10 protein-coding genes, 1 tRNA gene and 1 pseudogene are annotated in these 12,706 nt (G+C 66.1%); 4 read left to right on the top strand and 8 right to left on the bottom strand.

All coding sequences use genetic code 11. From position 1 onward, the window contains the following. Window positions 1-49: 49 nt before the first annotated feature. On the top strand, window positions 50-487 hold the full coding sequence (locus VJT49_RS28775; RefSeq protein WP_324168088.1) for a hotdog fold thioesterase: 438 nt from the start codon (window positions 50-52) through the stop codon (window positions 485-487). A 163-nt stretch (window positions 488-650) separates the two neighbouring features. Here VJT49_RS28775 and VJT49_RS28770 read toward each other — a convergent pair whose 3' ends face one another. From VJT49_RS28770 to VJT49_RS28745, 6 genes are all read right to left on the bottom strand, one after another. Continuing rightward, window positions 651-1,364 carry an ABC transporter ATP-binding protein gene (locus VJT49_RS28770; RefSeq protein ID WP_324168087.1) on the bottom strand — a complete coding sequence of 238 codons (714 nt, stop codon included), beginning with the start codon at window positions 1,362-1,364 and terminating at the stop codon, window positions 651-653. Continuing rightward, window positions 1,351-2,268, bottom strand: coding sequence for an ABC transporter ATP-binding protein (locus VJT49_RS28765; RefSeq protein WP_324168086.1), 918 nt, complete (start codon window positions 2,266-2,268; stop codon window positions 1,351-1,353). The genes VJT49_RS28770 and VJT49_RS28765 overlap by 14 nt, the downstream gene beginning before the upstream one ends. 112 nt (window positions 2,269-2,380) lie before the next feature. Beyond that, entirely contained in the window at window positions 2,381-3,460 is a 1,080-nt protein-coding gene (locus VJT49_RS28760; RefSeq protein WP_324168085.1) for a branched-chain amino acid ABC transporter permease, read from the bottom strand. Between the two features lie 235 nt (window positions 3,461-3,695). Beyond that, window positions 3,696-4,691, bottom strand: a complete 996-nt coding sequence (locus tag VJT49_RS28755) for a branched-chain amino acid ABC transporter permease (protein WP_324168084.1) — start codon at window positions 4,689-4,691, stop codon at window positions 3,696-3,698. 76 nt (window positions 4,692-4,767) lie between these two features. Then, entirely contained in the window at window positions 4,768-5,943 is a 1,176-nt protein-coding gene (locus tag VJT49_RS28750; RefSeq protein ID WP_324168161.1) for a branched-chain amino acid ABC transporter substrate-binding protein, read from the bottom strand. Window positions 5,944-6,211: 268 nt separating this feature from the next. Continuing rightward, window positions 6,212-6,829, bottom strand: a complete 618-nt coding sequence (locus VJT49_RS28745) for an ANTAR domain-containing response regulator (protein ID WP_324168083.1) — start codon at window positions 6,827-6,829, stop codon at window positions 6,212-6,214. Between the two features lie 262 nt (window positions 6,830-7,091). Here VJT49_RS28745 and VJT49_RS28740 point away from each other — a divergent pair. From VJT49_RS28740 to VJT49_RS28730, 3 genes are all read left to right on the top strand, one after another. Further along, window positions 7,092-7,168: transfer RNA gene (locus VJT49_RS28740), tRNA-Leu, on the top strand. Window positions 7,169-8,067: 899 nt separating this feature from the next. Continuing rightward, window positions 8,068-8,421, top strand: coding sequence for a hypothetical protein (locus VJT49_RS28735; protein WP_324168082.1), 354 nt, complete (start codon window positions 8,068-8,070; stop codon window positions 8,419-8,421). Beyond that, window positions 8,397-9,449 (top strand): ISL3 family transposase, encoded by a 1,053-nt coding sequence (locus VJT49_RS28730; RefSeq protein WP_324168081.1) that lies wholly within the window; start codon window positions 8,397-8,399, stop codon window positions 9,447-9,449. Before VJT49_RS28735 ends, VJT49_RS28730 begins: the two co-directional genes overlap by 25 nt. A gap of 15 nt (window positions 9,450-9,464) precedes the next feature. Here VJT49_RS28730 and VJT49_RS28725 read toward each other — a convergent pair whose 3' ends face one another. Then, a complete protein-coding gene (locus VJT49_RS28725) occupies window positions 9,465-11,642 on the bottom strand; it encodes a hypothetical protein (protein ID WP_324168079.1) in 2,178 nt (725 codons plus the stop codon). A gap of 831 nt (window positions 11,643-12,473) precedes the next feature. Continuing rightward, a pseudogene (locus VJT49_RS35620) lies at window positions 12,474-12,706 on the bottom strand (transposase); the annotation flags it as partial.

Below are 12,706 nucleotides of genomic sequence, written 5' to 3'. Positions count from 1 at the left end.
GGTGAGGGTCTGACAGTCTTGCCCCCTCGTGTGTGTAAAGGAGCCGTGCGTGAGCGATCACCTGCCCGAACTCGTCGGCGAGCAGGTCGCCGGTATCGACCCGACCGTCGCCGACCAGCAGCTGAACGACAAGATCGGGCTGGCGTTCGTCGAGGTCAGCGCGCAGCGGGTGGTCGGGACGATGCCGGTCGAGGGCAACCGCCAGCCCTACGGGCTGCTGCACGGCGGCGCGAACGCCGTGCTCGCCGAGGCGCTCGGGTCGACCGTGGCCGGGCTCAACGCGGGCCCGGACAAGATGACGCTGGGGTTCGAGCTTTCCTGCACGCACCACCGGAGCGTCCGCGATGGCCTGGTGACCGGGGTGGCCACCCCGGTGCACGTCGGCCGGGGCGCCATCACCACCGAGATCGTGCTCACCGACGAGGCGGGCCGCCGCACCTGCACGGCCCGCCTGTCCTGCATCATCCGCGACCGCCCCGCCGTCTGAGCCCGCCACGCCGCTGGATGGGGCCCGATGTGACGTTCGGCTCGTTCCGAATCAGCGCCCGCTCGTTCCGAATCAGCGCTGTGGCGCGAAGCGCCACCGTTGAGGGTGGTGGCGGGCCGGCGGCGCGCCGGACGGTCACCGTGTGCCCCTGGAAACCGCCCGGTCACGCAACGCCGAGGTAGGCATCCTTGATCGCGGTGTCGGTGAGGAGTTCGCGGCCGGTGCCGGTCTTGGTGATCCGGCCGGTTTCCAGCACGTAGGCGCGGTGGGCGCGGGACAGCGCCTGCTGGGCGTTCTGCTCGACCAGCAGGATGGTGGTGCCCCGCTGGTTGATCTCGGTGATGATCCGGAAGATCTGCGCGATGAACTGGGGTGCCAGACCCATCGACGGCTCGTCCAGCAGCAGCAGTTTGGGCCGGGCCATCAGCGCGCGGCCGATGGCCAGCATCTGCTGCTCGCCGCCGGAAAGCGTGCCACCGGGCTGGGTCCGCCGTTCGGCCAGCCGCGGGAACAGCTCGAACACCCGGTCCAGGTCAGGTGCGAGGTTCTTGCGGTCCTTGCGGGCGTAAGCGCCCATGTCCAGGTTCTCGGCGACGGTCATCCCCGGGAACACGCCGCGTCCCTCGGGCACCTGCGAGATACCGCGCACCACGCGAAGATCCCCGCGCAGCCGGGTGATGTCCTCACCGGCGAAGGCGATCCGGCCCGCCGAGACCGGCCGGATCCCGGAAATCGCACGCATCGTGGTGGACTTGCCCGCGCCGTTGGCGCCGATCATGGCCACGATCTCGCCATCGCCGACCGTGATGGACAGCCCGGACACCGCCTCGATCCGTCCGTAGTGGACGGACACACCGGCCAGCTCAAGCAGCGTCATCTTCTCCCACTCCCAGATAGGCGGCGATCACGGCCGGGTTCTCGCGGATCTCGGCCGGTGCCCCGTCGGCGATCTTCTTGCCGAACTCCAGCACCACGATCCGGTCGGTCACGCCCATCACCAGCCGCATGTCGTGCTCGATGAGCAGAACGGTGTAGCCATCGGAGCGAATCCTGCGGATCAGCCCCATCAGCTCCTCCTTCTCCGCCGGGTTGAACCCGGCGGCCGGCTCGTCCAGGCACAGCAGCTTCGGCTCGGTGGCCAAAGCGCGCGCGATCTCCAGCCGTCGCTGGTAGCCATACGGCAGGTTCTTCGCCTTGTCCGCGGCACGATCGGCGATCCCCACGAACTCCAGCAGCGCCATCGCCCGGTCCACCGCCTCCCGCTCCTCGCGGTGGTGCGCCGGCAGCCGCAACAACGCACCGAGCACGCTCGTCCGGTGCCGCGCGTCCGCGCCGACCACCACGTTCTCCAGCGCCGTCATCTCCGCGAACAACCGGATGTTCTGAAACGTGCGGGCGATCCCGAGCCGGGTGATCCGGTGCCGGGACGCCTTGCCCAACGGCCGGTCCTCCAGCAGCACCTGCCCCGAGGACGGCCGGTACACCCCCGTCATCACGTTGAAACAGGTCGTCTTCCCCGCCCCGTTCGGCCCGATCAACCCGAGGATCTCCCCCCGCCGGATCCCGAACGACACCGAATCCAGCGCCCTCACCCCACCGAACCGCAACGTGACGTCACGCAGCTCCAACAGCGTCTCGCCGACCTCGACCCCGATCTCCCGGCCCGGGGCGACCGCCTCGGCGACCTCGGCGTCGTGCTGGACCCGCTCCTCGGCGGTCATGTGCGCCAGTTCGGCGACCAGGCCACCCTCGGTGGGCACGTCGTCTTGGCGTTGGCTCATGGCTGTTCTTCCGCGTGGGTGTGGGGGCTGTGCCCCTGCGGTGCACGAGGACCTTTCGGGCCGAGGCACGCTCGGTCGCCGGCCTGGCGGCCGCTGGTTGACACCTGGGGTGTCATGACTTGCCCCCGGTCAGTTCGGGCGCCAGCACGCTGTCGCCACTGACCTGCTCACCCCGACCGAGGAGCCGTTGGTAGGCCTGGCGGCCCCGGGCCAGCAATCGCTGGCGGGCGCCGAGCAGGCCCTGCGGGCGGAAGATCATCAGAATGATCAGGGCGATGCCGAAGATCAGGTAGTTGTACTCGGCGATCTGCACGAACCGCAGCGGGAGGTAGGCCACCACGACCGCGCCCAACAGCACGCCCACCTTGTTCCCCGCTCCGCCGAGCACGACCGCGGCCAGGAACAGCATCGATGTGACCACGTCGAAGGACTGGTTGTTGACGAACCCGAGCTTGCCCGCGTACAGCGCGCCGGACAGGCCACCGATCGCCGCGCCGATCACGAACGCCCAGATCTTGAACTTGTAGGTCGCCACGCCCATGATCTCGGCCACGTCCTCGTCCTCGCGGATGGCCACCCACGCCCGGCCCACCCGGGACCGCTCGAGGTTCCCGACGAGCAACAGCACCGCGATGATGATGGTGACCGTCAGCCAATACCACTGGGTGGCGTCACCGAACAGGGGTTTGCCCGCGTTGTCGCTGCCCACCCGCTCGAACCCGCGTTGCCCGTTCAGGGGTTCCACGTTGTCGGCCAGCAGCCGGATGATCTCCCCGAAACCCAGCGTCACGATCGCCAGATAGTCACCCCGCAACCGCAGCGTCGGCGTGCCCAGAATGATCCCGAAGACCATCGTGACCGCCATCGCCAACGGCAGCGTCCACAGGTAGGGCAGCTTGTGCAGCGACGAGCTGGGGCTGGTGAAGAGCGCCGAAACATACGCCCCGACCGCGAAGAACCCGACATAGCCCAAATCGAGCAAGCCCGCCTGACCGACCACGACGTTCAGGCCCACCGCGACCAGCGCGTAGCGGGCCACGTCGAACATCGCGGTCGGGAAGTCGGTGCCCGTCGTCGCGATCAGCGGCGGATTGAGCACCGGCAGCAGGTAGACGAGCACGACGAGCGGGACGAGGACCGCCCACTGCGCCGGCCGGGACAGATTGTTCCAGCGCTCGCTGATGTTTCTCATACGCGCCCTTCCGCGATTTCACGCGCGACGGTGTCTCGCGGGGGCTCAGCCCCCACACCCCGGCCGGGGGCAAGCCCCCAGACCCCCTTGATCATGTCGACAGGGCGCTCTTTCCGAGCCGAGATCGCCTCAGCCCCCTCGCTGGGAAGAGCGCCCTGCCGCCCCGACAGCCGGCCTGACGGCAAAGCGCGCGCCTTGTGGTCACCTCGACTGCCACGACTCGGCCTTCGGCCGCTCATACCCGCGCCTTCCCCAGCGACTCGCCGAGAATGCCGGTCGGCCGGAACATCAGCACGACCACCAGCACCACGAACGCCACGATGTCCTTCCACTCGCCGCCGAACAGCGACTGCCCGTAGTTCTCGACCAGGCCCAGCAGCAGCCCGCCGACCAGCGCGCCCCGCAGATTCCCGATCCCGCCCAGCACCGCGGCCGTGAACGCCTTGATACCCAGGAGAAACCCGCCGTTGTAGACCGCACCCTGCGGGATCTTCATCAGGTAGAACAGCGCCGCCGCACCGGCCAGCAACCCGCCGACCAGGAAGGTCACGATGATCACCCGTTCCGAGTTCACCCCCATCAAGGTGGCGGTGTCCCGGTCCTGGGCGACGGCGCGGATACCCCGGCCCAACCTGGTCTTGTTCACGAAACAGTCCGTGACGAACCACAACAGGATGGCCGCCACGAAGACGACGAGGTAGACGTTGGTGACCGCCGCACCGAAGACGTCGAACACCTTGTGCGGCTGCAGCAGCCGGATCTGTGGCTGCGGGTTGAGGCCGAAGATCAGCTTCAGCGTCTGCTGGATGGCGAACGACGCGCCGATCGCCGTGATCAGAAACACCAGCCGCGGCGCGTTCCGCTTGCGCAACGGCTTGTAGGCCACCCGTTCCAGCAGCACGGCGACCGCGCCCGACGCCGCCATCGCGGCCAGGCCCGCCACGGCGAGGAACCCGATGATCTCGATCGCTGAGAGCTCGGGCGTTCCGCCGGCGCGGAAACCCAGCGCATAGAACGCCAGCCACGCGGCGAACGCACCGACGACGAAGACCTCGGAATGGGCGAAGTTGATCAACTTCAACACGCCGTAGACAAGGGTGTAGCCGAGCGCCACCAGGGCGTAGATGCCGCCCTGCGCCAGCCCGTCCACCGTGTTGTTCCAGAACTGCTCGGCCAGGCCGTGGACGTCGAAGGAGATCCAGCCTTCGGCCTGCATCACAGATGCGCTCATCGCTTTTTCTGTCCTGGGATCGAGCGGGCACGCACGTCCCCGATCGGCCGGGTGCATGCCCGCTCTTCAGCCGTTGCTAGGAGATCTGACCGTTGTTGACGATGGCGCCACCCTGCACCTTGTAGCTCCACACCGGCTTGTCGAACAGTTCGCCCTGCGCGTCCCACTTGAAGTGCTTGGTCAGGCCCTGGCCGTCGTAGTTCCGGACGAAGTCGAGCAGCCCGGCTCGGTCACTGATGCCCTTGTCGAGGCCCTTGAGCAGGATCGTGGTGACGTCGTAGCCCTCGGCCGAGTAGGTGCCGGGCGCCTGTCCCTCGTTGACGGTGAACGCGGTGACGAAGTCCGTGAAGTTCTCCACCGGGACACATGGGCAGGTGAAGTAGGTGTTCGCCGCCGCAGCCGCGCCCGCGCCCTTGATGAACTCCGGATCCTTCACGCCGTCCGGGCCGACGAACCTGGCTGTGACACCCTTGTCGTTCAACTGCTGCGCGAACGGACCTGCCTCCTGGTAGTACCCGGAGTAGAAGACGGCGTCCGGGTTCTCCGTGGAGATCTTGTTGACCACGGCGGAGAAGTCGGTCTGGCCGCTCTTGACCTTGTCCGTGCAGGAGGTCTTGCCACCCAGCGACCGCACGACCGAGGCGGCCAGGCCGGTGCCGTACTCGGAATCGTCCTCGACCACGCAGACCTTGTTGACCTTCAGCGTGTCGGTCAGGAACTTCGCCGCCGCCGGACCCTGCACCCCGTCATTGCCCATGCCGCGGAAGAAGGTCCTCCAACCGTGCGTGGTCAGCGACACCGCGGTGGCCGACGGGGTGACGGTGGCCAGGCCGGCGTTGTCGAACAGGTCGCCGGACGCCTTCGACTCACCGGAGAACGGCAGGCCGATGACACCGAGGATGTCCGGCGTGTTGATGACCTGGGTGACCACACCGGGCGCCTTGTCCGGTTTGCCTTCGGTGTCGAACTGCTTCAGGGTGACCTGGCAGTTCGGGTTGGCCTGGTTGTGCTGCCTGATGGCCAGGTCCGCGCCCTTGAGGATGTTCACCCCGAGCGCGGCACTGTTGCCGTTGATGGTGCCGGCGTAGGCCAGCGAAACTCCGGAACACCGGCCGTTCCCGTCGCCTCGCGGGTCGGCCGCGTTCGCCGCCTGTTGCGGGGCGGCCGCCGACGGGGTGTTGCCCCCTGCCGACGTCCCCTGGTTGCGGGCCGCGCACCCACCCAGCGCGAGCGAGGCCACTGCTGCCAGCACGATGACCCCGGTAAGTCGTGCCTTCGACACTCGTAATTCCTCCCGTTACCGATCGACCCGCTGTTCGGCGGACCGTTGCCCCCAGGGACATGGCCCGGGTACTGACAGTAACCGGATGACGTCACGTCGCATATAGTTACGAATGTCTGGTTTCGGCTGCATGACGGGCGTCACTTGAGTGTAGGCGCGGTTAACACCCGGTTGCCACAGTGGAACAACCGGGTGATGAACAACCAGTAAGCACCCACTCGTCCGAGTAGGTGATGAACTAACGCTGACCGATACTTTCGACCACGGCCTGCGCAACCGCCTTCATCGTGGTGCGCCGGTCCATGGCGGTGCGCTGGATCCAGCGGAAGGCGTCCGGCTCGGACAGCCCCTGCTGGGTCATCAGCAGCCCCTTGGCCCGGTCGATGATCTTGCGGGTCTCCAGCCGGTCGGTCAGACCGGCGACTTCGGCCTCGAGTGCCTGCAACTCGGCGAACCGGCTGATCGCCAGTTCGATGGCCGGAACCAGATCGCGCTTGGCGAACGGTTTCACAAGGTAGGCCATGGTGCCCGCGTCCCGGGCGCGTTCGACCAGGTCTCGCTGGCTGAACGCGGTAAGGATGACGACGGGTGCGACCCGGTCACCGGTGATCTTCGACGCCGCCTCGATGCCGTCCAGCTTGGGCATCTTGACGTCCAGGATCACCAGGTCAGGCTTGAGCTCGTTGGCCAGCTTGACGGCCTCTTCGCCGTCGCCGGCCTCACCCACCACCTGGTAGCCCTCTTCGCGCAACATCTCGACGAGGTCAAGCCGGATCAGTGCTTCGTCTTCGGCGACGAGCACCCGACGCTGCGGCGCGGTGGCGACACCGTTGGCCTCGGCAGCCTGTTCGGTCACCGGGGTCCTCCTGCGTGCTCGACGGAATAGGAATGCGGCGTACCGCGAAACCCGAGCCTACCGGCAACGTTGCGGCATCCTGAGATGGCGTTCACCACGTGGTGTGAGCGGATGGTTCCGTGTACAGCCCGGAGCTGTCTCCCACCCCCACCTCACGACAAACCCATCGCCCACCCCCGCTTCGGCGCGGCTGACCGGATACGTAGAGCTACCCCCGCCGCCCGGCGTGGATGGCGCCCCTCGTAGTATCGCCCTCGTACCGGCCCCCGTAGCCCAACTGGCAGAGGCAACGGATTCAAAACCCGTGTAGTGAGAGTTCGAATCTCTCCGGGGGCACCACCTCTGGCCTGCGGAAACAGGTTCCTGAGCAGGCCGGATCCGAGGGGAGATCAGCGCCGCGATGTCCGGTTGTGTACGGCGGGAACCGGTCGGCTACGGCTGTTCGCGGTCTACTTTTTCCGGATCCGTGGCCTCGGACGGGCGTGTACCCATCCGCCCGTTCCATGATCCGGGGAGCCGGAGACGACGGTAGCGGGCGGCGACATACCTGCCGGGGCGGTGGTGAAATCCGGCCCACCGGTGCGGCCGGCGGGGTGGCCCGGTGCTCGACGTTGGCGCCCACCTCCGGCGCGCAGGCGGGTCGACGATCCCCCGTCAGTACCCGAACGGAGAGCTGTTTCACTGCCTGCCGCTCCGGTGTGGCCGGACCAGGGCGCTGCTGGCGTCGCTGGGCTGGATCGCGCTGACGGCGTCGCGACTGGCATCACGGCACCATCGCGCGGCGAGGAGACCCCGCAGCGCGGTGCTTCGCAGCAGGTGAGGGTCCTCGCGCCCGGACACTGGGACCTGTGGCAGCGCGCGCGGTAGTCCTGTCAGGTCGACGGGGAAGCTGGCGGCGTGAAGGGGACGAGCGGGCCTCGATGGATCAGCGTCTGAAGCGGGCGGCGAAGGCCCGAGCCACGCCGGGCATGGCTTTGACCAGCGTCAATCGACCCTTGACCCAAGCTGCGGTTTCGAGATATGGGGCTGTTCGAACTTGAGCGGGGTTGTGTGATTGTCTGTTACTGTGTGTTACATCGTGGTGGCTGCGGATCGTGTCCGTGTGGGGTTGGGTGGTGGCGGGATGGGGATGCCGGTAGCGGCGAGGTGGTGATCGGGGTGCCCGCGACGGTCGGGATCATGGATCTTGCGAAGGAAAACATGATCGGGAGAAAGTCGCGGGCACCGTGGATCAGGATATGGCCTCGACCCTGTTCGGTGTGCAGGGCGTGGTGGTTGTCGAGGTGGATGTTGAAGCCGATGGTGGCGTGACGGTGTGGCTGGCCACCGATCCCGGGGTGGTTCCGGTGTGTCCGGACTGTGGGGTGGCCTCGACTCGGGTGCATGAGTATGTCCTGACCCGGCCCCGGCCGCTGCCCCGCCCGGCCGCTGCCGCGGCCGCGGGGGTGGAGCGGGTTGCGGTGGTGTGGGCCAAACGGCGATGGCGATGCGGTAATCCGGACTGTGCGCGTGCGACGTTTACCGAGTCGGTGCCCCAGATTCCGCCGGTGCCCGGCTGGTCGAGCGGGTGCGGGACCATGCCGCACAGTTGATCGGCGAGGCGGGGATACCGGTGTGCACCGCGGCCACGCAGGTGGGCATCTCCTGGCCGAGCGCGCACCAAGCGTTGATCGACCGGATCGATCCGGTACTGGACACCCGGCTTGAGCCGGTGGAGGTGCTGGGCATCGACGAGACCCGCCGGGGCCGGCCGCGGTTCACGCGTGACCCGGACACCGACCGCACTGTGCTGCTGGCTGACCGCTGGCACACCGGGTTCGTCGACCTCGCTGGTGATCAGGGCCTGCTCGGCCAGGTCGAGGGCCGCACCGCCGATGACACCGCGTACTGGCTACACCACGCCGGGCCCGCCTGGCGGGCCCGGGTCCAGGTCGTGGTCATCGACATGTCCACCATCTACGCCAGCGCCGTCCGCCGGATGCTGCCGCACGCCCGGCCGGCGGTCGACCCGTTCCACGTCGTGCAACTGGCCACGAAGATGATCGGTGATGTGCGTCGGCGGGTGGTCCGGGAGAAATACGGCCGCCGTGGCCGGTCCGGGGACGGCGAGTACGGGGTCAAGAACCTGCTGCTACGCAACCGTGAACACATCACACCCGGCCAATTCGACAAGATCCCCTCCACTCTGGACGGCGACACGGCCGGTCAGCAGATCCTGCTGGCCTGGATCGCCAAGGAGAAACTCCGCGACCTGATCCGGCTGCGGGAACCCATCTGCGGCACCCACCCCACCCCGGAGCGGATCCGCCACCACCTCCACGAATTCTTCACCTGGTGCGCCACCTACAACCACATCCCCGAACTGACCAGCCTCGCCCAGACCATCGACCGCTGGCGCGACCCGATCATCACCGCCATCGAACTCGGCGTGTCCAACGCCAAATCCGAAGGACTCAACCGAGTCATCAAACTGGAAGGCCGCAAGGCCTACGGCTTCCGCAACACCACCAACCAGCGCCGACGCCTACGCTACGCCACCACCCGCACCAGCCGACGACCACCCACGGTCACCACACCAAGATCACCAACAGTGATCAACGAACAACACGACCCCGGCTAACTTCGAAGAGCCCAATTAGGCGACACTTGCAATGAGGCGATTCTGCAATTGGCTGTGGCGAAACTCGTAAGTACCGGCTACCTGACGCAGTACCCCACGGTGGTGGGCGTCATCGAGGAACGCCATCAGAGCCCACGGCAGGCGATGGCGAGCGGCGAGCCATACGCGGGCCAAAGTCAGCCTGCCGTAAGCGGTGGCGAGCCCGGCCGCCAAGCCTGCTCCAAGTCCGAACACCAAGCCACCAGCGTATCCGCCGATAACCAGGCTAGCCTGTCGAGGTCCCGCGGGAAACCCACTGGCGAACTCGACCACAAGTAGTCCGGCGACAAGCGCGGTGGCCAGCCCGATAGCGACCGCGACCACAACTGCTCGAATGAGCGCAGCAACGCGGTCGACGTTGTGCAGGAAACTTGGACTAACTGCTCTCGAAACATCTGCGGGGACATCGAGTACATACACGAGCGCGACGGCGAGTCCGACCGAGAACGCGTCCGCAAGTCCAACAGCGACTCCCGTGGCAAGTCCGATCCCGGCCCCAGCTGTTGGCCCCGCAACCAACCCATAGATGAAGCCGTCGACCAAACCCACCGCGATACCAACCGAAGGGCCGGACACGAGCGCCGCTCTACTACCCGCCCTCAATCCAACCTTGAGCCCCGTGAAACGACGTCTGAGGTCAACGTATTGACGAACATTCACCCGCAATGGCGTCGATACTGCCGAAAACCGAACGATGAGACCGTACACCACCGAGGAAATCAGCATGAAGGTGAGCCCGCCGACTATACCTAATCGCAGTCCCCAGGCGAGCACATAAATCGGTGTGATCAGGAGACTGGCTGACAGACCGGTAAGGAGTCCTATGCCAATCCCGCCAGAAAGTCGAGGGGTGAGCCTGCGAAGGTCCCACCATGCAAGTTCCCTGGTACCGAGCCTGTCAAGGTGAACGGCCAGAAACCGCAGCCACGCGTTCGCTTGGGCGACGTTCCACGAACTGCGACCGGAGGGGGGCGGCCGGTCTTCATATACCGACGGGATGAGGCGGTCCAGCAAATGAGCCTCGATAGTCCGACGATCGCTGAGACGCCTGTCGAGGAGTTCTGCGGGGGAGGCCGTAGTGTTGCAGTAGGCAACGCGAGCAAGAGAAGTCATCAAAGGCGTGGACAAGGCCGAGCACAACGGCCCGGTAGGTTCCCGATGCAGTTGCGCGAACACTGGGGTCCACTTATCGACGTGGGAAACGGGTGTGGCTTGTCCCAGATAGTTTTCCACCTCGGCGGGCAGTAGCGGCAACAATTCGATGACCGCCGCAGCCGCGAGCACCTCACTCGTGTGCACATGAGGTAAGGACGTGGGCCGTGAGGGATCGGGGGACCTCACGGTTGTGTAGTATTCCCGGGTTCGGCTGGTCAGCACCAGTGGGTCATCATCGGTCAGCGCCCGGTTGAGCGCGCCGATCGACTGAACCCGAACGTCATCGCTCATCTCGTCGAGGCCATCAAGGATGGGCAGCACGCGCCGGGTATTGACGAAGTGCTGTGCCACACTCTCACCCGACTCCGTAGCCACACGCAGCACGGGGTAAGTTTCCTCCAGGCACCTTGCGACCCAGGCGTAGAAATGTTCTGTGGCAGGATTCCATGAACCGAGTGTGAGTAGCACCGGCACTGGTTCACCAGAGTGACGTCGCAGGAGCAGTTCTCGGGTCAACCGCAAGGCGATGGCGGACTTTCCAGCTCCCGGCTCTCCGAGTATCACGAGCCGGTGGCTGGGAAGGCGCTCGAACGCATCCCCCACTTCAGTGAGTTCGCCGGACAGGTAGAATTGTCGCATCAGTTCCTCATCGCGGGGATCAACCGCCACTCCGGCGATAGTGTCGAGCCTGTCCATCAGATCCGCAGCAGCGGACCGCCACCGCACGGACAGTGGCAGCAAACGATTCAACTGTCGCACTTCCGTCTCGGCGCGCCATTGGACCTCGATCGCCGAGGCTAGCCTTTCCAGGATCTCCGGACTGTGTTCGGAAGCTCCAGATGCGGTCTGCTGCCGACGCTGCCGTGTGTTTCCCCACAGTCCGGCAGCGGCCACCGACAGCCCGAGCAGGCCGGCGAGCGCGCTGACAAGACTGCCCCATTGAACTGCGGTTGGCAAACCTGTCGCAGCTAATACCACACCCAATCCGAACAGCGTCACACCTATCGCAGCGCCACATCCCCAGGCGACCGACTTGAGTCGCCTATTTGACCGTCTGCTCATCGTGACAACACCTGCGCCGCGCGGCGCGTGTACGGCGCCATCGGCCCGGACTTGGAAGGGCGACAATAGCCCAGTGGTGACAACACTCCACTCATGTCGCCTCACCATACCGACCTCACCCACTCGCCTGTGCGGCTACCACCCTTTTGGCGCAACACATTCAAGGCGCCCCGCAACATCAGCCTCTGGCCGTGGCGCATCGGCACCATTGTCAAAGCCGCCCTCGTCATCCTCCACATCGACTACGACCGCACAACATGATCACCCACAGCAACGAACCGTTACCCGGAAAGGCTCAGTGTGTCCGACCGCCAGGTCACGGAGGGTTATTCAACCGGCCAGCCAAAGTATGGAGCAATGACGGTTGAGATGGCTTTTCGGAAGGTCTCGTTGGGCAGGGCAACGTCACGTTCGCAGTATGTAGCGTACTGTCACTCTAGGTAGCGAGTAGTGGTAGTGCCCGATTCCGGTCCCGACAGATCCACTCGGTGGTTTTCTTGATTGCATTGAGGCCGTTCAGTCGAAGAAGCGCAGCGGCAGCATTTCTCAGTGTCGCCATGACCTGTGACCCCCTCTTAACCGGCTAATAGTCGCGTTTGGACTGGTCCGCAGCGTGCCGGGTGGGTGTGGTCGGTGCTGGTACGTCTGTTCCGTATGAGTGACGAGGCCGGTCTTCGGCTTGAGGAACGGGATGACGGTTGGGCGTTGGTCGGTTCGGCCGCGTCGCGGTTCGGGCTGGTGGATGAGTATCTGGCGCATTTGGTCGACCGGCAGGCTGCCGTCAGCGGCGCGGGGGATGTGCCGGTTGGCGGGGCGTACGCGGACGCCAGGAAGTGCGAGCGCATCGCCGCGGTCGGGTTGTCCTTGGTTTTCCTGGTGCCGTTGCGCCAGGTGACCCGGCGGCAGGCGGCACGTCCTGCGGACAGAGCCAGTTCCCGCAGGGGGACTGGTTCGTCGGGGTAGCGAGGCTTGGGCGGGCGGCCTCGGCCAGTGGACAGCGC

It is taken from the genome of Amycolatopsis sp., assembly GCF_035276945.1.
Lineage (GTDB): Bacteria > Actinomycetota > Actinomycetes > Mycobacteriales > Pseudonocardiaceae > Amycolatopsis_E.
This window is presented reverse-complemented; position numbering and strand designations above follow the sequence as displayed.

What these genes read in the sequence shown, in the direction of transcription:
- VJT49_RS28735 (WP_324168082.1), top strand. Translation starts at nt 8,068, where the DNA reads ATGGCCTCGACCCTGTTCGGTGTGCAGGGCGTGGTGGTTGTCGAGGTG.
- VJT49_RS28765 (WP_324168086.1), bottom strand. Translation starts at nt 2,268, where the DNA reads ATGAGCCAACGCCAAGACGACGTGCCCACCGAGGGTGGCCTGGTCGCC.
- VJT49_RS28770 (WP_324168087.1), bottom strand. Translation starts at nt 1,364, where the DNA reads ATGACGCTGCTTGAGCTGGCCGGTGTGTCCGTCCACTACGGACGGATC.
- VJT49_RS28760 (WP_324168085.1), bottom strand. Translation starts at nt 3,460, where the DNA reads ATGAGAAACATCAGCGAGCGCTGGAACAATCTGTCCCGGCCGGCGCAG.
- VJT49_RS28755 (WP_324168084.1), bottom strand. Translation starts at nt 4,691, where the DNA reads ATGAGCGCATCTGTGATGCAGGCCGAAGGCTGGATCTCCTTCGACGTC.